The organism is Streptomyces sp. NPDC057249, from assembly GCF_042669245.1.
GTDB lineage: Bacteria > Actinomycetota > Actinomycetes > Streptomycetales > Streptomycetaceae > Streptomyces.
In genome coordinates this window covers 358,961-379,085 of the sequence record NZ_JBHUXS010000005.1, presented here as the reverse complement: position 1 = coordinate 379,085, position 20,125 = coordinate 358,961, and the positions used below count along the sequence as shown (strand labels likewise).

The following is a 20,125-nucleotide window of genomic DNA, read 5'->3' as shown; positions in this document are numbered from 1 at the left end:
ATTTATAACGACATGTAGCCCCAAGTCTGTGTCACACACAGCCTCCACGCCTCCTACACAGGTCCAACTACCCATCCCTGCCTGCGACAAACGGACTCGGCCAGCCTCGATTCACTGCCTCGCGCAACCGTCCGACCGTGATCAAGTCGAGATGATCAGCGGGATAGCCTGCGGCGTCGATCGCGCGGACCGCAACCGGACCACACCGTTCCCGCCCTCCGTGTGAGGCGCTCATGGTGCAGGAACCGGCCATGGGAGCGAACTCGGCATGCCCCGGATACGAGTGAAGGACAGTCATGGCCGCAGAGAAGGCAAAGAAGCGTCGGCCCAAGGCGTGGCATGCGGCCGTCGCCCTGCTCGCCTCCGCCGGTGTGGTGGCGACGATCGCCCTCACGGCCGGCTCCGGTCATGCGGCCAAGCCCTACGACTTCAACGGCGACGGCAAGCCGGACCTCGTCATCGGCATGCCCGGCAACACCGTGTCGGGCCACGCGGGGGCGGGTTCGGTCGTCATCGCCAACGGCACCTCCACCGGGCCCTCCCACAGCGCGGTCCGCATCGACCAGGCGTCTCCGGGCGTATCGGGCGACCCGGAAGCCGACGACGCCTTCGGCCAGTCGGTGGCCAGTTGCGACTTCGACAACAACGGCTACGCCGACCTCGTGGTGGCTTCACCGATGGAGGCCCTCGGGGATGTCGAGGGCGCCGGAATGCTGACAGTCCACTACGGCAGCTCCGGCGGGATCTACAACTCCACGACCGAGGTGTTCAGCGAGGACACCGATTCCTACCCAGGTGCCGCCGCCAAGGACGAGATATTCGCCTACTCCCTGGCCACCGGAGACATCAACGACGACGGCTTCTGCGACCTCGCCGTCGGCCAGCCCCTCGACAACGCGGGCGGTCTGGCCAACGCCGGCACCGTGAAGATCATGTTCGGCACATCCACCGGCCTCAACGCCAAGGACACCGTCGCGGTCGACCAGGACACGGCCAACGTTCCCGGCGTCCCCGAGAAGGGGGACCGCTTCGGTGAACAGCTCGCCGTGGCCGACGTCAACGGCGACGGTGTCGGCGACCTGATTTCCGCCACCATCGGCGAGCAGATCTCCGGAAGCTCCGACCGGGGCTCGATCCACATCCTGTACGGCCCGTTCAAGAGCGGCGCCCCGGCAGCCGGCGGATTCGTCGACTCCGGCAGTGTGGACGGCATCGGCGAGTTCGCGGGGAGCGCACTGGCGGTGGGCCACTTCAACGACGACGACTACGCGGATGTCGCCGTCGGCGTGGCCGACGAGCAGGTCGGCGGAAAGGGCGCGGCCGGACGGCTCGCGGTCTTCTACGGGGGCTCCCAGGGCCTGTCCGCCACCAGCCGCGTGAAACTCTTCGACCAGGACTCCCCCGGTATCTCCGGCGCCCCCGAGATGGAGGACTACTTCGCGTCCGGCCTCGCCGCGGGCGACTTCGACGGCGACGGCACGGACGACCTCGTCGTCGGCATGCGCAGTGAGGCGCTCAACTCCGCGTACGGCGCCGGCGCCTCCATGATCCTCTTCGGCAACGCGACCGGAGGCGTCACCACCAAGGGGGCGCTCTGGATCGACCAGGACACCGACAAGGTGCCTGGCGTCATAGCCGCGCACGACCACTTCGGCTGGACGGTAGGCGCCCTGGACACCGATGGCAACGGCCGCGTCGAGCCTCTGGTGGGCGCCCCCGGCAACGCGGCCGGCACCGTCACCGTGCTCAAGGTCCGGCCCGGCACCCTGGAAGCGGCCGCCGCCCTCGGCGAGGGGGATCTCGGCCTCCCGGCCGGCAGCGACGGTGACGCGTTCGGAGCGGCGCTGCCGCACTGACGCGCGCGCGTTAATCGGTCGTACGGACGAGCCCCCGCCCCTACAGTTTCCGGCCGGGCACGACGGACGGTACGGGGGCGGAAGATCATGCGGACGCACTATCCACGGACCCCTCATCTGCCCTGGTCGCCCGGCGCCACCTCCGACGATGTGCGGATGACAGATCTGGCGGCACTCGCCGGGACCGAGGTCGTCGTCACCGAGAAGCTGGACGGCGAGAACACCACGTTGTACGCGGACGGGCTGCACGCCCGTTCGCTGGACTCGGCGCACCATCCGTCGCGGACCTGGGTGAAGGCCCTCCAGGCCCGCGTCGGACCCCGCATCCCGGCAGGGTGGCGGATCTGCGGGGAGAACATGTTCGCCCGGCACTCCCTCGCGTACGACGCCCTGAAGAGCCACTTCTACGGGTTCTCCGTGTGGGACGGCGACCGCTGCCTGGGCTGGGACCGGACCGTGGAGTTCCTGCGCTCCCTGGGCATCCCGACGCCCCCGGTGCTGTGGCGCGGGGTGTTCGACGCGAAGGCGCTGCGCGCGCTGAAGCCGGACACGGGGCGGCAGGAGGGGTACGTCGTGCGCCCGGCCGCGAGCTTCCCGGCCGCGCTGTTCGGCCGCCTCGTCGGCAAGTGGGTGCGGCCGGGCCATGTGGTGACCGATACGCACTGGATGCACGCGGAGGTCGTGGAGAACGGGCTCGCCCCTGCGGCGGCGCTGTGGGCGGTACGGAGCGGGGCGCCGGTGGACGCGGCGGGCCTGGCGGCGGCGGTGGGTGCCGGTCCGGCGGACGGGCCGGGCGCCTCGGAGCACGCGGGTGCGGGCGTGAGCACGGGCGGGCCCGGCGCCGTGGCCATCGGGGAGCAGGCGGGCTCCCCGGAGCACGCCCTCGCCGCCGCCGACGCCCTCGACGCCCTCGGCCGCACCGGCGACGACCGCCTCGCCGGCGTCCTCGCCGCCCTGCTGCACACCACCCGCCGCACCGCTCTCGCCCCGGCCCTCGCGGGCCGCATCGGCATGCCGCTCGCCCGCCGCGTCGCGGACCTCGTCGGGCTGGCCCCCGGGCTGCACCGCCCCTACCCCGACGAGGAGCGGCGCGCCGGGCTGGCCCGGATGGCGCTCGCCGCCGACCTGTCCGTGCTGCACGCGGTGTCCGGGGTGCTGGCGGACACCGCCGAAGCGCGGGAGCAGGTCGAGTGGTCGGCCCTGCACGCGGAGGAGGTGCGGGAGCCGGACGGGCTGGCCGGGGCGTTCACGGATCTCGGGCCGGAGGCCGCCGCGCGCTGCCTGGCGCAGGCCCGCGAGGCGTACGCGGACGGGCGCGTCGCCACCGCCGAGGAGGCGGTCGCCGCGACCTGGCGGTGGCGGTCCGGGGACTTCCCGCGCCTGGTCCAGCTGGCCGGCCCCTCGGGCAGCGGCAAGAGCACCTTCGGCCGGGGCCTGCCGGGGGTCGCCTCGTACCTTTCGCTGGACGACCTGCGCCTGGCCCGGGGCTCGCGCGCCGACCAGAGCGCCAACGGGGACGTGCTGCGGGAGGGCCTGGACCGGCTGGACGCGGCCCTCGTCCCCGGTGCGACGGTGGTCTGGGATGCCACCTCGCTCAACGCGCACCAGCGCTCCCTGGTCCACGCGGTCGCCCGCCGCCGGGACGCCCTGGTCACCCATGCCGTGGCCTGGATCGGCGAGGCGGAACTGGCCGCGCGCAACGGACGCCGGGAGCACCCCGTACCGCCGCAGGTGCTGGCGTCGCAGCTGCACCGGTTCGTGCCCCCGTACCCCGGCCAGGCGCACCGCACCTGGTACATCGGCACCAGCGGAACCGTGGAGGACCGGGCCTGATGCGCACGAGCGAGGAGATCTACCACCGCGTCCGCTGGGACGCCCGCTTCGACCCGGCGCGCTTCGTGCTGGGCGTGGCGCAGCGCGGCCGGGAGCCGAAGCGGGTGCCGCTGGACCGGTTCACACCCGGCGGCGACATCCCCTGGCACCGGGTCCTCTTCTTCGAGGCGGACGGCGAGGTGGTCTGGGACCGGGCCACGGGCACGGACCGCATCGACGCGACGGACGCCGGCCGGATACGGGAGGCGCGCCGCCTGCCTTCCCCGTACTTCACGGCCCGAACCCCGCACGCGTACTCCCCGGCGACGGGCGCCTGGGAACCGGCGCCCACGGGCACGAAGAGCCCGTCCGGCCCGCTGACGGTGCTCACCTGGAACACCCTCTGGGACCGCTACGACAGCGACCGCATCGACACCGCCCGCCGCCGCCCCCTGCTGGCCGAGGCGCTGCGCGCGGCGGACGCGGACGTCATCGCGCTCCAGGAGGTGGAGCCCGCGCTGCTGAAGCTGCTCCTGGGCTGCGAGTGGGTGAGCGCTCACTACACCCTCGCGACCGATCCGACCGGGCACGACGTCCCCGACACCGGCCTGCTGCTGCTCAGCCGTCTGCCGGTGAGCGAGACGGCAGTGCACGTGCTGGGCCCGCACAAGGCGGTCGCGGCGGCGGTCGTGGAAATGGCGGAGGGCCCGGTCACGGTGGCCGTCACGCACCTCAGCAGTGACCACTCCCCCGAGGGCGCTACCCGCCGGGACGCGGAACTGACGGACCTGGCAACGGGGTTGGCGGCGGTGGCGGGCGAACTGATTCTCGTCGGCGACTTCAACGACGGCGGCGACCACCCGCAGACCCGTCTGGCGATGACGGACGCGTGGACGGAGGTGCACGGCCCCGCCGACGACACCCCGACCTTCGACCCGTCGGCCAACCCCCTGGCCGCGATCTCGTCCCTCTCGGGGCGGGTGTCGCGTCTGGACAGGGTGCTGCTGCGGACTGACCGGCTGCGGGCGCGTACGGCGGCCCTGCTCGGGGAAGAGCCCGGGCCGGGTGGGCTGCATGTGTCGGATCACTACGGGGTACGGGTGGGGCTCGGCGCGGCTTCCCGGGCGGCGACCGCCGAAACCGCGCGCTCCACCCCGGAAGCGGCCGCCGTAACCGCCCGCGTCGCCGCCGCCCTCCCCGACGCGCAGGTCCACGTCGTCGGCTCCCGGCGCATGGGCTGCGCGCTCCCCGGCGCCGACCTGGACCTGGTGGCGGCGCTCCCCGACGTCACGGGCGTACGGAACCGGCTCGCCGCCGCCTTCCCGGAGGCGCGGGATCTGCGCGAGGTGACGGGCGCCCGGGTCCCCGGCCTGCGGTGGTACGTGGACGGCCTGCGGGTGGACCTGGTCACCGTGGGAACGGGCCCGCTGCCGCCGGCCGAAGCGGTCGCCCGCCGAGCAGAGTTGGGCGAGGCGGCGGCGGTCGCGCTGAGCGCGGTGAGCGACGCGGAGGCGGTCCTCGCGGCGGCGGAGCCCCACCGGAAGGCGTTCACCGCGCTGGCCCGGCAGGTCAAGGAGTGGGCGGCGGCGAGGGGCCTGGACTCCGCCCCGTGCGGCGGCCTCCCCGGTCTCGCCTGGACGGTGCTCGCGGCGCGTACGGCCCACGAGGGCGGCGGCCTGCGGGACTTCTTCGCGACCTGGGCCGCATGGGACTGGCGCACCCCGGTGGGCCAAGGCCCGGCGACGGGCGACCCGGTCACGGTCTACACCCCGACGCCCCCGGTCCGCTCCTGCACGCCCCAGGTCTCCCCCGCAGGCCGCGACCTGCTCACGGCGGAACTGTTCCGGGCCTGGGAACTCCTGGACACGGAGCCGGACGCGCTCTGCGCCCCGCCCGCGCTCACGGAACACACCGCGTGGGCCCTGGCGTCGGCGGACCCCGCCGAGGAGGGCCGCCTACGCGGGCGCCTCCTGGCTCTGACCGCTGCCCTGGCGGAGGCGGGCGCCCCGGACTGCCGCGTGTGGCCGCGCCCGATCACGGCGACCGGTCACCCGGGTTACGCGATCGGCCTGGGGGCGACACCGCCGGAGCCGCATCGGCTGGCGGAGATCGGGGCGGAGGTGCTGCGGGGGATCAGGGGGGCGTCGCTCGGGCCGGCCGACAGGCCGACGATGTAGGGCCCTACGGGCCGGGACGCGGGCCGGCGTCTCGATCGCCGGACCGGCTTGAACAGGCCCCGGAGCACCGCGCATCCCCCTTAACCTTCTCCCAGGGGTTCAAGGGGACAGGGAGCGGGAGTGCAATCGATGACGGACGTGGCCGTGGAGACCGAACGGGCTGAAGCCGACGCCCCGGAGGATGGCGCCCCACCCGCTCACGGCCAGCTCGTCACCGTACGCAACCGCCCCTGGGTGGTCTCCGGGGTCGCCCGCTCCGCGGTCTCCGCCGAGGACCCGGCCCGAACGGCGGCGGCGTCGGCCACACACCTGGTCGACCTGGTCTCCGTCGAGGACGATGCCCGGGACGAGGAGCTCCGGGTGATCTGGGAGCTCGAACAGGGCGCGGTCGTCCATCAGCGGTACGAGCTGCCCTCGCCCGCCGACGGCATCGACGCACCGGAGCGTCTCGACGCCTTCCTGGACGCGGTGCGGTGGGGTGCGATCGCCTCCGCCGACAAGACCGCCCTGCAGGCTCCCTTCCGTTCCGGCGCCGAGATCCAGGACTACCAGCTGGCGCCGGTCGTGCGGGCGCTGTCCATGCCGCGTACGAATCTGCTCATCGCCGACGACGTCGGCCTCGGCAAGACGATCGAGGCGGGCCTCGTCATGCAGGAGCTCATGCTGCGCCACCGGGCCCGCACCATGCTGATCGTCTGTCCCTCGGGCCTGACCCTCCAGTGGCAGGACGAGATGCGGGACAAGTTCGGTCTGGACTTCCGCATTGTGAACAGCGCCTTGCTCAGGGAACTGCGCCGGTCCCGGGGTCCGCACGCCGCCAACCCCTGGCTGCACTACCCCCGCCTCATCGTCTCCGTGGACTGGCTGAAGCGTGAACGGCCGATGCGGATGCTGCGCGAGGTACTGCCGCACCTGCCGGAGTACCCGCGCGCCTTCGACCTGCTGGTCGTCGACGAGGTCCACACCTGCGCACCCTCCGGGACCGGCCGGTACGCCGTCGACTCGCAGCGCACGAAGGCAATCCGGGCCCTCGCACCACACTGCGAACACCGGCTCTTCCTCTCCGCCACCCCGCACAACGGCTTCCTGGAATCGTTCACGGCGCTCCTGGAGCTGCTGGACGACCACCGTTTCGCGCGGGGCGTGAAGCCCTCGGACGAGCAACTGCGCCGCGTCATGGTCCGCCGCCTCAAGTCCGAACTGCCGAAGACGTGGGACGGCCGGCCCCGCTTCCCCGAAAGGGTGGCCCACGCCCTGGAGGTCAGGTATGAGACCGAGGCGCGTGCGGCCTACGCGAAGCTGTCCGCGTACGCCCGTTCCCGCCGGGAAACCGGCGACACCGGGACCGCCCGCACCGCGGCGGACTTCGTCACCACCCTGCTCAAGAAGCGGTTCCTGTCCTCCCCCAAGGCCTTCGCCGAGACGATCGACGTCCACCTGAAGACCATGACCGAAGGGCCGGCCGCCGAGCGGGCTCCCAGCGAGAAGGTCCTGCGTCCCCTCATCGAGCGGGTCGAGGAGACCGCGGAGGACGACGAGGAGCACGCGGAGGCGGCGGAACGGGCCCTGACCGCCGCGCGCCAGGCCTCGCGCTCCCTCACCGCGGCCGAGCACACCCAGCTGAAGGAGCTCTCCGCCTGGGCCCGCACGGCGGTCAAGCGGCCCGACGCGAAGTTCACCGCGCTGCGCGGCTGGCTCGACGCCGTGGTCCGCCCGGACGGCCCGGCCGGGGACTGGGCGCCGGACCGGGTGATCGTCTTCACCGAGTACCGGGACACCCAGCGCTGGCTCTTCGACCGGCTGATCGCCGCCGGCTACCCCGCGGAGCGGATCGCCCAGCTCTACGGCGGGCAGAAGCCCCAGGAACGCGAGCACATCAAGACGGTCTTCCAGGAGGATCCCTCCCTCTCCCCGGTCCGCATCCTGTTCGCACGGACGCCGCCAGCGAGGGCATCAACCTCCAGGCCCACTGCCACCGCCTCCTGCACTGGGAGATCCCGTGGAACCCGAACCGCCTGGAGCAGCGCAACGGCCGCATCGACCGGCACGGCCAACGGGCGGACCAGGTGGACGTCTTCCACTTCGTCCCCGAGGGCTGGCAGGGCTTCACCGCCGTCGACGACGCCACCGCCTCCCTGCACACGGACGGCACCCTGGAGGACGAGCTCCACTTCCTGGCCGTCGCCGCCCGCAAGACGGAGCAGATCCGCGAGGACCTGGGCAGCGCGGGCGAGGTCATCGCGGCGCAGGTCGAGCAGAAGATGCTGGGCCGTCGCTCCGACTGGACGACGGCAGACGCCGAGATCAGCCGGCGGTCCGGCCAGGCCGTGCTCAAGACGGACCGGGACCTCGCCAGGGAGCTGGAGAAGCTCGTCTCCCGGCTCGCCGGCAGCCGCGACACCCTGCACCTGACGCCCGAGACGGTCGAACGCGTGGTGCGGACCGGCCTCGGCCTGGCCCACCGCAAGGATCTGACCGAGATCCCCGACCCGGCGGGCGGCCCGTCCCCCGCCCGGTGCTTCCGCCTCCCGGAACTCCCGGGGGCGTGGGCGCACGCCCGCAACGACGGTCTGCGTCACCCCCTGACCGGCGAGGAGCGGCCGGTGGTCTTCGACGAGCGGGACGCCCGCCGGCGCACGGACGTGGTCCTGCTCCACCTGGGCCACCGTCTCGTCCAGATGTGCCTGCGGCTGCTGCGCGCGGAGCTCTGGGCCGGCGGTCAGGAGGCGAAGCTGTCCCGCGTCACCGCCCGCGTGGTGCCCGGTGATCTGCTGCGCACGCCCGCCGTCGTCGCCCACGGCCGGGTCGTCGTCTCCGGACGCGGCGGCACCCGGCTCCACGAGGAGATCATCACGGCGGGCGGCGCGGTCGTCGGCGGCAAGCTGGAGGCGGCCCGCCAGGACGAACTGGACGCCTGGCTCGCGGCGGCGTCGGAGGAACTGCCCGCCGCGGACGTCACCGACCGGCTCACCGCGCTCTGGGAGCCGCAGCTGGAGGAGAAGCTCTCCCGCGCCCTCGGCGCCCGTGCGCGCACCAGGTTCAAATCGGTGGAGAAGCTCCTCGCGGCCCGCTGCGAGGAGGAGGTCGACGGGGTACGGAAGGTGCTCGCCGAGCTGGAGCGCTCGATCCGGGACCGGCTCGCCGATCACGGATACTGGGAGCAGGGATCGCTCTTCGACATCGACGAGGAGCGGCGCCAGCTGCGCGCCGACCGCGAGGCCCTGACCGAACGGCTGGACGCGATCCCCGCCCTGGTCGAGTCCGAGTCCGAGGCGCTCCGCAGTCGCTGGGCCGACCCGACCCCCCGGTGGTTCCCCGTCGCCGTCACCTTTCTCGTCCCGTCCGCCCTCGCCCGTGGAGACCAGCGCTGATGCCCCCCGCCCCTCGCCGTGTGATCGCGGGCCACATCCCCTCCCCCGCGGACCAGCACACCGACTGGCTGCGGCTGCTCCGCCCGGACGGCCCGTTCATCTCCCTGCCGGTTCTGCTCGACGTGTGGCCGCAGGGCCTGGACACCGTGTCGAAGGACACCCTGCCGCGGCTCCGTCAGGCGTGGGACGAGGTCCAGGAGGACCCGGACGTGCTGCGCCACGGCTGGGAGCGGCTGGTCCTCGGTGAGCTCCTGGGCTGGACACCGGGCCTGCGGGAGGGCGCCGCGCTGCCCGAGTCGGTGCGGGCCGGTGCGAACACCCCGGACGCGGTCCTCATGGGCCCGGGCCCGGACGGTCCCGCGCCCCGTGTCCTCTTCTTCCGCACGCCCGAGTGGGGCGCGTCCCTCGTCAAGGCGAAGGACGGGGCCCCCTCCGCCGTGGACCGGGCCGCCGATCTCGCCCGCTGGCGTGAGGTGCCGATCGCGCTCGTCACGAACGGCCGCGAGTGGGCCCTGGTCCACGCCCGCCCGAAGGAGGCGACCACCGTCGCCGTCTTCGACGCCGACCTGTGGCGGGAGGAGCCGCTGCTCCTGCGCGCCTTCGCGAGCCTGCTGCACGCCCGGCGGACCGTGCCTCCCGCGCTGGACGCCGCGGGCGCCCCCACCTCCTCGCTCGCCGCGCTCTTCGCCCGCACCGCCGACCAGCAGGCCGACGTCACCGACACCCTCGGCAAGCAGGTCCGCGCGGCCGTCGCACTGCTCGTCGCGGAACTGTCCCGGCTGGACCGCGAGTCGGACGGCCGGCTGCTCGCCGGGGTCCCCGGGAAGCCGCTGTACGACAGCGCGCTCACCGTGATGATGCGGCTGGTCTTCCTGTTGTACGCGGAGGAGCAGCGGCTGCTCCCGTCCGAACTCCGCCTGTACAAGGAGTCGTACGCCGTCGCCCCGCTGCACGAGGCGCTGGACGCCGAGCGCTCCCTGTACGGCGGCGAGCTCGGCGACCGCCGCGCCGCCGCCTGGCCCCGGCTGCTCGCGGTGTTCGCCGCGATCCACGGCGGCTCGACCCACGACGAGCTGTGGATTCCCGCGTACGGCGGTTCCCTCTTCGACCCGTCACGCTTCCCGTGGCTGGCGGACGCGAAGGTCACGGACCGGGTGGTGTACGAGATCCTCGACGCGCTGCTGGTCCTGCGCCGCAAGGGGCGGGGCCGCGAGGCCATGTCGTACAAGGGTCTGGACGTCGAGCAGATCGGCCATGTCTACGAGGGTCTGCTGGAGTACGGCTGCGAGCGCGCCGAGGAGCCGTATCTCGGGATCGCCCTCGGCCGCGACAAGCAGTACGAGGCGGTGCTGCCGCTCGCCGGCCTGGAGAAGTGGCGGGCGGACGGCTCGATCGAGCGCGAACTGAAGGAGGCCACGGGCGTCACGTCGGTCGCCCAGGTCCGCAAGGCGCTGGACCAGGGCGGCGCGGTCACCGCCGAACTGCACGCCTCGGCCGGCAACGACGACGCGCTCGCCGCCCGCATCGCCCCGTTCGCCGGTCTGGTCGACGACGACCTGAGGGGCGAGCCGAGGGTGTTCCCGGCGGGCTCGATGGTGATGGTGCGTTCCGGCAACCGCCGTGACACGGGCACGCACTACACCCCGAAGAAGCTCGCGGAGGAGGTCGTCGAGCACACCCTCGCCCCGCTGTGCTTCTCTCCCGGCCCGGCGGAGGGCGCGGCGGCCGGGGTCTGGAAGGCGAAGCCGGCCGCCGAGCTCCTGAAGCTGCGGGTGCTGGACCCGGCGATGGGTTCCGGGGCGTTCCTCGTCTCTGCCTGCCGCTACCTCTCGGACCGGGTGGTGGACGCCTGGCTCCGGGACGGCCTGCCGGACGAGGTCCGCCGCGATGTGGGCGCCGACGACCGGGACGAGCTGCTGCGGGTGGCCCGCCGCCTGGTCGCCGACCGCTGCCTGTACGGGGTGGACCGGGACCCGATGGCGGTGGAGCTCGCCAAGCTGTCGCTGTGGCTGGTCACCCTGGCGAAGGGCCGCCCGTTCTCGTTCCTGGACCACGCGCTGCGCTGCGGCGACTCGCTGGTCGGCGTGACCGACGTGGAGCAGATCAAGGCGTTCCACCTGGAGGCCGGCGCCCGGCAGCTGAGCCCCGAGGTGTCGCGGGCCCTGGACGTGACGGAGTCGCTGCTCTCCCGGGCGGCGGTCCTGCGCCGCGAGATCGAGGCGACCCCGGTCCACGACATCCGCAGCGTGCACGCCAAGACGGAGAAGCTGCGCCGAGCGGAGACCCTGGCGGACCGCCTGCGCCTAGCTGCGGACGCGGTCGTCGGTGCGGCGCTGGCGGCGGAGGGCATCTCCGACGAGGAGGCGTCCGACCTCACCGGTGAGGAGAAGGTGGGCGGCAAGCGGGGCGCGGCGCAGTTCCGGGACGCGAAGGAGGACGCGAAGCAGCGGGCGTACCGGAACCGTCTGGATTCGGTGGCGGGGCTGGTCGCGACCGCGCTGGAGGAGGACGCGGACGTTCCCGGGTCGTCGGTGGCGGGTGACCGGGCGCGGGGCGTGGTGGCCCGGTGGCTCAAGGGTGAGCGGGCGGCGGCGGTAAGGCCGTTGCACTGGCCGCTGGAGTTCCCGGAGATCATGGGGGTGGGCGGTGCGTCGGGCTTCGACGCGATCGTGGGAAACCCGCCGTTCATCGGGGGCCAGAAGCTGACGGGGGCCTTGGGGACGGACTACCGTGAGTACCTGGTCAACCGCATCGGCCGGGGGCAGCGGGGTAGCGCGGACCTGTGCGCGTACTTCCTGCTGCGGAACCTCACGCTGGCACCGGGGCGGCGTACGGGGATCATCGCGACGAACACGATTGCCCAGGGGGACACGCGCGAGGTCGGACTCGATCAGGCCACGGCGGGCGGATGGTCGGTCTACCGGGCGATCAAGTCCCAGCCCTGGCCAGGGACGGCCGCGCTGGAGGTGTCGTTGCTGTGGCTGGGTGGCCGCATGGGCGAGGGCGAACAGCCGGTGCTGAACGGGGGCGAAGTGCGGGGGATCACCTCGTGGCTCGACCCTCAGTCCAGCGTGAGCGGCAAGCCGTACCGGCTGGCGGCGAACGCGGGGCAGTCGTTCATCGGGTCGTACGTACTGGGTAAGGGCTTCATCCTTCAGCCGGAGGCGGCCCAGGCGCTGATCGAGAAGGACCCGCGCAACGAGGAGGTGCTGTTCCCGTACCTCAACGGGGAGGACCTCAACTCGCGACCGGACTGCTCGGCAAGCCGGTGGGTCATCAACTTCCACGACTGGTCGGAGGAGAGGGCGGCTACGTACGAGGACGTGTTCGCGATCGTGGAGCGAGACGTGAAACCCGACCGAGCTAAGAACAACAACAAACAGCGGCGTGAGATCTGGTGGCGGTTCACACGGCCAGCCCTGGACTTGTACGAGGCAATCGCAAACCTGGACCGGTTGATCGTGCTGGCGCGGGTCAGCAAGACCGGCATGCCGGTACGCATTCCGACCGGTCAAGTAGTGAGCGAGCAGATCGTCGCTTTCCCTACCGATGCTTCGGGACAGCTCGCCGTCTTGTCGAGCTCGATGCACTACTGGTGGGCGCTCCGGTACTCAGGGGACATGCGAGGCGATCTCCGCTACGCGCCCTCCGACGTGTACGAAACGTTCCCCCGCCCCCGCGAGACTGCACGCCTGACCGCAGCGGGAACATCGCTGGAGAAGGCTCAGCGGGACGCCATGGCTTCCCGCTCCATCGGATTGACCAAGCTCTACAACCTGGTCCACACCAAAGACGAGCACGCAAACGACATCGCTTCCGTGCGCGCCGCTCACATCGAGGTGGACGCAGCCGTCGTTCAAGCGTACGGCTGGGACGAAGTCACGCTGGTGCACGGAGTCCAGGAGACTCCGCGCGGCCCTCGATTCACCATCACACCAGCCCTCCAGACCGAAGTCCTGGACCGCCTCCTGCTGCTGAACCACGCGCGCTACAGGGAGGAACAGGCAGCCGGTCTGCATGTGCCGGGCGCGAGGAAGAAAACCACCCGTAAGCGGGCGGCGAAGCCGAAGGCCGAGCCCAAGCCGGAGGAAGGCGTCCAGGAAGAGTTCTTCTGACAGCACCCGGCCCCCCGCCCCGGCATCGGCCGACAGGCGGGGGCGCAGGTGCTCTCAGGCTTAGCAGTCGGCGGCGTACGAAATAAATCCCACCCACGCGGTCGTGCCGAAGGCGAGCTGCGGCGCCGACAGGTCCTTGGAGTCACGAACGTGCACCGCGCCAGGCGTCGCCGCGATCTCGACGCACTCGTTACTGTTGCCGTTGTCGCTGTAGCTGCTCTTGACCCACTCCAGCCGAGAAGCGTCGCCGCCAGAGTTCCTGCTGATCATGTCTCTCCCAGTACTTGCTCGATGAAGGCCCGCGACTCCCGAGGTGTGAGGGCCTGAGCCCGCATGATCCCAGTTCGCAGCTCGATGACGCGCACGCGCTTCGGGTCAGCGACCGGGCGGCTGCCGAATTCGCCTTCAGAACGCCCCACCGCCGAACCGTCCTTGAACTTCAGCACCTCCATCACGCCCCCCATTCCCGCGTGGTCCTCGCGGCTGGTCGGCATCACCTGGATCTCAACGTTCCGCAGCTCCGCCACTTCCAGGATGTGTTCCAGCTGGCGACGCAGCACCATTCTGCCCCCGAGAGGCCGTCGCAGCGTCGCTTCTTCCTGCACAAAGCTGAGCTCCGGCGCAGGCGAGCGACCAAAGATGGACTTTCGGGTCATACGGGCAGCAACCAGCCGATCGACTTCGTCGGGTGAGAAGGCGGGCCGCCGCATCCCGAACAGCGCCCGCGCGTACTCCTCCGTCTGCAACAGACCATGGATGTTGTGGCTTCCGTAGGCCGAAAGCTCAACGGCCTGCGCCTCCATCTTCGCCAGCTCACGCATCTTCTTCGGATACCTCACCGCCGCCAGGTCCTGCTTCATCGCGGCGATCTTCCCGCCCGCCCCGCACACCTGATCCGCCAAGTCCAGGAACTCCGGCCGAGGAATCCGCCGCCCGCCCTCCACCTTGTAGACCAGGTTCTCCCCGTACCCCAGCCGCGACCCGAACTCAGCTGCCGTCAGCCCCGCCGCTTCCCGCCACGCCCGGAGCTGCCGCCCCACCGCAGCGACCACCGCGACGCCCGACTCGTCGTCCGGGTCCACGTCCCAGCCCGGCTCGTCGGCGCCCGCGTCGGGCTGCCACTGCGTACCGATCTCGTCCACACTCATCCGTGCCCCGCTTCCGCGCGCGTGCCGTTCTTCCTCAACCGTGTACGTCCCCCGGGCGTCACCCCGTACAGCGGGGACAGCGCTGGACAAGCTGGGGACAATGACCGTACGTAAGCACCGAGTCACTGTTCACGGTAGGCGCCCACGGCCACGCTGAGTAGCGTGAATCGAGAAATCACCCGAACCGAACGTTCCGCTCCCGCCCGGCAGTTCGCCGTACTGCTCTCCCCCACGCGCCGGGGCGCACGCCTCGCGCGGCTGCTCACCACGGCGCACCTGGGCGACTGGGGGCTCCCCACCGAGGCCGCCGCGCACATCGTCGCCGAGCTGGCCACCAACGCCGCCGTGCACGGACGCGTGCCGGGCCGGGACTTCCGGCTGTCGCTCGCCGTGGACGACGCCTCGCGGCTGCGGATCGAGCTGACCGACACGCGGAGTGACCGCCTGCCCGTCCCCGACTCCCCCGGTCCGTACGCCGAGAGCGGGCGCGGACTCCTCATCGTCGCGGCGCTGGCGGACCGCTGGGGCGTCGAGGAGGGACCGGTGCCGCGCAAGACGGTGTGGGCGGAGCTCGACCTCATGCCGTGACCGTTCCCACCGGGTCGCGGCCGGCCGCGACCCGGTCCGCCGGGTCGCGGTCCGCCACGACGTCATAAAGGCCTTTAAAGAACCCGGGAAAGAACCAAACCCAACCCCACCCACACCGTTCTGACCTGCATCACTCGCGCGAGTGAACTAGGCCAACTGGGCTGGATTCGGCACAGGTTGCCTGGCATATGCTCGCCGCGACAACCCCACACAACGTGACGGCCCCCGGCGAGACGCCAATCTCCACCAGGGGCCTGACCAGCACGGAAGAGATCCCTTCCTGATGGCTACCCCGCAGGTTATCGCGCCCCCGCGCGCCCCGTCCGGTTCCCCCGGGCCCAACCCCGACGTCACGCCGACTTCCGGCGTCATCCACGTCAACGTTCGCCACCTTTCCGGCTTCACGGTCATCGGCAACCATCTCGCCCAGCACGCGAAGCTCTCGCTCACCGCGATCGGACTCGCCGCGCACATCCAGTCGCTGCCCACCGGGGCCAGGGTCGGCATCAAGGCGCTCGTGGCCCGCTTCCCGGAGAGCGAGGCCCGCATCGCCTCCGCACTGCGCGAGCTGGAGGCCGCCGGTTACCTCCACCGCACCCGCCTGCGTCTCCCGGACGGCCGCGTCGTCACCCGTACGACCTCGTACAACCACCCCGGCAAGGCCGCCGCACCCGCGACCACGCCCGCACGGCAGACGCCCACACCGCGCCCCGCCCAGGCCCCCCCGCCGCCCGCCGCACCCGCGCCCGCACCGCCCCCGGCCCCGGCCGACCCGCCCCCACCGCTCCCTGACCCGCACACCCCGGCCGGGGAACGGCACCGGGCGGCGACGGCACTCCTCGCCGGTCTCCGCCGTCAAGCACCGCAACTCGTGCTCTCGGAGAAGGCCATCCGCGAGCTCGCCCCCGCAGTCGCCACCTGGCTCGAACGCGACATGCACCCCGCCACCGTCCAGCACGCCCTGACCAGCGACCTCCCGCCTGCCCTCACGCACCCGGCCGGGTTCGTGCGCACCCGGCTGACCGCCCTCCTGCCACCCCCGCTCCCCGCCGCACCGGAACCGGCCCCGGGGGCCGTCCCCCTCCAGGACTGCGACCGCTGCGACCGCGTCTTCCGAGCCTCGCAACCGGGCCACTGCCGCGACTGCCGAACCGATGAACCCGCCCACCGCCGGCAAGCCCAGGCGTGCTGAGCGCGCCGGGATCGATGTGTCCACAGAGACGGCTTGTCCGTCGCTTCTGTTTCCGACCGGATACGGTGCCGATACCGTGAACGCTCCGGACATCCGGCTGAAAGCATGATGGGGGAGCCGCCTGTGCTGCTGGACTTCACTGCGGACGGGTTTCTGCCGCCCGGGCGCTTCTCGGTGACCATGGACGAGGCTGAGTATTTTCTGGTGGACAACCCCCTGTTCGCCCAGTCAGTGCGTCGCCCCACTCTGTGGGACGGATTCCAGCAGTACCTCGGCCACTTCGTGACACTTGAGGACAGCTATCCCGAAAAGTTGCAAGGCCGGGCTCTGGTCCACCGAGTCTGGCTCGGCGGAAGCTTCGTCAGTGCGAAGCAGGACCCCCGGAACATCGATGCGACCGTCTTCATCGATGTGGCAGCCGAGGCTTCAGTCAGAGGAAACCCTGGCTCGAAGTGGCTCACCAACGCCTTCAAGAGCCGAGACCCCATGCTGCGTAAGTTCGGCGTCTCACCCCTCCGTGTGGGATACCGTCCAGTAGCGTCGGCTTTTGAACTGCAAAGCGTGTCCCCGGAAGACCAGACATACTTCTTGCACCGTGGGATCTGGGACGACTGGTGGCAACGGTGCCGCCTCCCGGCCGGAGACGACCAAGCTCCTAGTGAAGCGAGTGCGGCACCCGTGCGTGGCTACCTGGAGGTGCGACTGTGAGCGAGAGCAGCTGGCGCAGGCGCATGCGTGCGGCCCACGCCCAGGATCCGGACGTCACCGCACGACTGCTGGACGAGCTGGGCACGGAAGACCGGGACGCCGCCGAGATCGAAGCGGACCATCGCATGAGCCGTCTCGAAGCCATGCGGGAATACCAGCCAGGGGCCACCCTTCAGGAAGAGCTTCGCCTCCGACTCAGCGGTCCGGAGGCCGAGCGCGGAGCACTGCGCTTCCAGTGGGGGAACGCGCTCCTGGACCCCGTCGAGAGGGCGGTTTCCAAGGCCGCGGGCACACCTGTCGAGCTCGAGGTCACCGGGCTGTCGCGGGGCAGCACTGTCGTCCATGCCCGCCCGGTCGTGTCGGTCGCGCCTGATCCGGAAGCGCTCGGGGGCCCCGTGGCCACAGCTGCGGACAAGGGGGCACGCACGTTCGCCCGGCTCCTCACCGCCCTGGAGGAGGGGAACGACGTACGGGAATGGGCCCAGCTCTTCGATTCGGTGGACGCCTTGTCCAAAGCGCTGGATCACCTACAGCTGAACCTCGGTCTGACCTGGTACGCCGCGGACGGAGGAGTATGGCAGGCAGACCTGACGCAGCGAGGAGTGCAATACGCCAAACGCCTGCAGGCCACACGGGACGATGACCAGGAGCTCACGATCTCCGGCCACATCACCGAGCTGCGCAGCAGCGGTGTGGTCAAAGTGAAGTCCGGGCTGCCGCAGAACGCTGCCGCGTATGACGTACGCGTCGAACCGGAACAGCTCTACCGCATGCGCTTGGTTCTGGGGGACAACGTGCATTTCCGGGTGCGCTACAGGCGCAAACTCGATGCCGTCGGCCGTACCAGGGTGTCGGAGTACCACTTCCTCGACATGGCCGCAGAGGAGCTCACTCTCGACGTCGCCGTCGACCCGCCATCCGGCCGAGAAAATTCGACCGAGCACCTGGATTAGGCGCTTCCCCAAGGTGTGGCAGAAGCTGGATGAGGCAGCCGGCCTGCGGCGTCTCCAGCCTGACCGGCCATGACGGCAGCCGTCGCGGCGCTCACGGGCCTCGGCCACGGCCTCGATGTCCTGGCCGAACCGCAGACGGCCACGGACTGCGGCTCGCCCTGCTGAGGCGGCTTACGCCGGGGGCGCCTCGGACCGCGAGTGCGCCGATGTGACCGGCGTACCCCGAAGCGGCAATCCTCACCGGAAAGGAGCACCGCAGGCGACCGCCTCACTCCGACACGTGGCGCACGGTGAACGAGGAGATGTTCTCCATGGCCGAGACGCCGCTCTGCGCCATGACGTCGCCGCGCACTATCACTTCGTCCCCCTGGCGATGGGCCTCGGCGGCCCTCCCGTAGGCATGCGCGTCCAGCGTCATCCTGACCCTGCGGGCCCTGCGCTCGTCCCGGTCGTCGAAATATCCGGCGATGGTGACGGCACCCGGCCCATGGGGCATCTCCCGGTGCAGGCGTACCACCGAGCCCACCAGCGTCATGTTCCTGCGCCCCAGCCGGACCCGCAGATCCTTGGCTCCCGCGTCCAACGCCTCCAGCTGGGGCCGGCCGAGCCGGATGCGCTCGGTCGTCTGCTCGACCGGCAGGTCCGCGGACCAGGTGAAGTCGAGCGAGAAGCCTGGCCCGTCCTCGCCACCGATCTTCACCAGGGCCTCGCAGAGGTTCGCCGACAGCCCCCCTGGCGTGAACTGCGAGAAGTCGGCCAGCTCGTCGCGCCGAAGCGTCAGGTCGGCGGCCTCCCTGGCACAGATCATCGCCGCGTAGAGGCCCCGCGTGACCCGCCTGGCGAAGGGTTCCCAGCGGTCGCTGTCATCGAAGAGGGACGTCTGCGTGGGCGTCTGCCCGTCCAACGGGGTGTGCACGGCGACGACATAGCTGCCCACCCGAGTCTGGTCCAACCGCACCGAGGCGACATGGTCCTTGACCACTTGGGGCTTGTTGGCGGGCTGCACCGGCTGCGGCTCGGGTGCCGCGACGGCCGCCGCCGCCGACGTCATCAGGTCACGCAGGCCGGCGAGCGCGGGAACCAGCTCCACCAGGGGAGCGGTGCCGGAGGGGCCGGGCGGCGTGAGGCGGAGGAACTGCCAGTCGGCGGATGGAAGCGCCATCTCACGCAGCACATCGGCCGGGCGCCGGGCCTCCACGGTGGACAGGGTCTCCACGAGATCGGCCACGCGGTCCGCGTAGTCACGGGGACCGCGGTCCAGCGGCACCATCACCTCGTACGGCTCACCGGGATCGCCCGGGGTCTCCAGGACCCAGAGCTGCCCGCGGCCGAAGTCCCTGGCGGGGGTCCAGCCACGGCCCCGCAGATAGCGCAGCAAAGAGGACGTCGCCAGGTCGTTCACCTGGCTGAACTCCGCATCGGAAATCGCGATCACGACACCCCCAGCTTCTCTCGGAACTCAGGGCCGAAGAGACCGTGCAGAGTCTCCGTTGTCAGCAGATTGGCCTTCGGCACCGGCACCGTCAAGCGGCTCTCCCGGGGCCGGTCCGTGTTCTCCTGATCGTGGAAACACGCCCAGTAGGCGGCGTGCTTCAGCAGCAGCCCTTCGTGGGTCGCCTCCACCCACTCGTCGGAGTCCTCCGGCACCACGACCAGGAAGAGGAAGCGCGGAACGTAGAAGTCCCGGCCCGACAGCAGGTTGTAGTTGTGGACGCGCAGCGGATAGCGCCAGAAGTCGCCCGCGTCCACCGGCCGGTTCCAGCACTTCACCTGGGCCTGGATCTGCGGGTACTTCCGGGTGCCGCCGCGTCCCGGATAGGTCAGCTCCCAGTCGACGCCCAGACGGTCCCGGGAACTGGAGATGTTGAGATTCGCCGCCGTCGCCAGCGATCGGACGAACTGCTCGCCGAAATCACCTTTGTGGTTGTTGTCCCCCATCGCCACAGGCTCCAGCCAGGGTTGCGGCCCGCCGAGCGCGTCGACGGGGCCCGCCGGGTGCGGAACTCCGTACGCGGTCACGCCGTCCGGCGCACCATGCTCACCGGCGGTGCTCCGCAACGGCACGCCGTAGGAGCTGCCCTCCGCCGGACGCTCGTTCATCCACACCCCCATGTCGCGCTGGGCTCCGACCGGTAGCACAGCGTATCCGTGACGTCGGACAACGCGGCAGAGGATGATCGAATTCCGGCCGGATCCGGTGCTGTT

Annotated in this window: 14 protein-coding genes; 10 read left to right on the top strand and 4 right to left on the bottom strand. The window is 71.4% G+C overall.

What is annotated here, in order from left to right; all coding sequences use genetic code 11:
* Nucleotides 1-296 precede the first annotated feature (296 nt).
* The 6 genes from ACFUJY_RS12505 to ACFUJY_RS12480 all read left to right on the top strand — a co-directional run bounded on the left by ACFUJY_RS12505 (nucleotide 297) and on the right by ACFUJY_RS12480 (nucleotide 13,331).
* Nucleotides 297-1,856, top strand: coding sequence for a VCBS repeat-containing protein (locus ACFUJY_RS12505; RefSeq protein ID WP_383298010.1), 1,560 nt, complete (start codon nucleotides 297-299; stop codon nucleotides 1,854-1,856).
* Between the two features lie 87 nt (nucleotides 1,857-1,943).
* Complete coding sequence (locus tag ACFUJY_RS12500; RefSeq protein WP_383298008.1) at nucleotides 1,944-3,689, top strand: RNA ligase family protein; 1,746 nt, start codon at nucleotides 1,944-1,946, stop codon at nucleotides 3,687-3,689.
* Nucleotides 3,689-5,845: an RNA repair domain-containing protein gene (locus ACFUJY_RS12495; RefSeq protein WP_383298007.1), complete on the top strand. Its 2,157-nt coding sequence runs from the start codon at nucleotides 3,689-3,691 to the stop codon at nucleotides 5,843-5,845. Before ACFUJY_RS12500 ends, ACFUJY_RS12495 begins: the two co-directional genes overlap by 1 nt.
* Nucleotides 5,846-5,974: 129 nt before the next feature.
* Nucleotides 5,975-8,257 carry a DISARM system SNF2-like helicase DrmD gene (gene drmD, locus ACFUJY_RS12490; protein WP_383298005.1) on the top strand — a complete coding sequence of 761 codons (2,283 nt, stop codon included), beginning with the start codon at nucleotides 5,975-5,977 and terminating at the stop codon, nucleotides 8,255-8,257.
* Nucleotides 8,173-9,216, top strand: a complete 1,044-nt coding sequence (locus ACFUJY_RS12485; RefSeq protein ID WP_383298003.1) for a hypothetical protein — start codon at nucleotides 8,173-8,175, stop codon at nucleotides 9,214-9,216. The genes drmD and ACFUJY_RS12485 overlap by 85 nt, the downstream gene beginning before the upstream one ends.
* Nucleotides 9,216-13,331 carry an Eco57I restriction-modification methylase domain-containing protein gene (locus ACFUJY_RS12480; protein ID WP_383298001.1) on the top strand — a complete coding sequence of 1,372 codons (4,116 nt, stop codon included), beginning with the start codon at nucleotides 9,216-9,218 and terminating at the stop codon, nucleotides 13,329-13,331. The genes ACFUJY_RS12485 and ACFUJY_RS12480 overlap by 1 nt, the downstream gene beginning before the upstream one ends.
* A gap of 60 nt (nucleotides 13,332-13,391) precedes the next feature.
* Here ACFUJY_RS12480 and ACFUJY_RS12475 read toward each other — a convergent pair whose 3' ends face one another.
* On the bottom strand, nucleotides 13,392-13,601 hold the full coding sequence (locus tag ACFUJY_RS12475; RefSeq protein WP_383297999.1) for a DUF397 domain-containing protein: 210 nt from the start codon (nucleotides 13,599-13,601) through the stop codon (nucleotides 13,392-13,394).
* Complete coding sequence (locus ACFUJY_RS12470) at nucleotides 13,598-14,479, bottom strand: helix-turn-helix domain-containing protein (RefSeq protein WP_383297997.1); 882 nt, start codon at nucleotides 14,477-14,479, stop codon at nucleotides 13,598-13,600. The genes ACFUJY_RS12475 and ACFUJY_RS12470 overlap by 4 nt, the downstream gene beginning before the upstream one ends.
* Before the next feature lie 162 nt (nucleotides 14,480-14,641).
* On the opposite strand from ACFUJY_RS12470, the gene ACFUJY_RS12465 reads away from it, so the two are divergent.
* The 4 genes from ACFUJY_RS12465 to ACFUJY_RS12450 all read left to right on the top strand — a co-directional run bounded on the left by ACFUJY_RS12465 (nucleotide 14,642) and on the right by ACFUJY_RS12450 (nucleotide 17,920).
* Entirely contained in the window at nucleotides 14,642-15,067 is a 426-nt protein-coding gene (locus tag ACFUJY_RS12465) for an ATP-binding protein (protein ID WP_383297995.1), read from the top strand.
* Nucleotides 15,068-15,350: 283 nt separating this feature from the next.
* Entirely contained in the window at nucleotides 15,351-16,259 is a 909-nt protein-coding gene (locus ACFUJY_RS12460; protein ID WP_383297994.1) for a helix-turn-helix domain-containing protein, read from the top strand.
* Between the two features lie 123 nt (nucleotides 16,260-16,382).
* Complete coding sequence (locus ACFUJY_RS12455; RefSeq protein ID WP_383297992.1) at nucleotides 16,383-16,967, top strand: DUF6932 family protein; 585 nt, start codon at nucleotides 16,383-16,385, stop codon at nucleotides 16,965-16,967.
* Nucleotides 16,964-17,920 carry a hypothetical protein gene (locus ACFUJY_RS12450; protein WP_383297991.1) on the top strand — a complete coding sequence of 319 codons (957 nt, stop codon included), beginning with the start codon at nucleotides 16,964-16,966 and terminating at the stop codon, nucleotides 17,918-17,920. Before ACFUJY_RS12455 ends, ACFUJY_RS12450 begins: the two co-directional genes overlap by 4 nt.
* A gap of 268 nt (nucleotides 17,921-18,188) precedes the next feature.
* Here ACFUJY_RS12450 and ACFUJY_RS12445 read toward each other — a convergent pair whose 3' ends face one another.
* Nucleotides 18,189-19,355: a hypothetical protein gene (locus ACFUJY_RS12445; protein ID WP_383297989.1), complete on the bottom strand. Its 1,167-nt coding sequence runs from the start codon at nucleotides 19,353-19,355 to the stop codon at nucleotides 18,189-18,191.
* Nucleotides 19,352-20,020, bottom strand: a complete 669-nt coding sequence (locus ACFUJY_RS12440) for a DUF4365 domain-containing protein (RefSeq protein ID WP_383297988.1) — start codon at nucleotides 20,018-20,020, stop codon at nucleotides 19,352-19,354. Before ACFUJY_RS12440 ends, ACFUJY_RS12445 begins: the two co-directional genes overlap by 4 nt.
* Nucleotides 20,021-20,125: the final 105 nt, after the last annotated feature.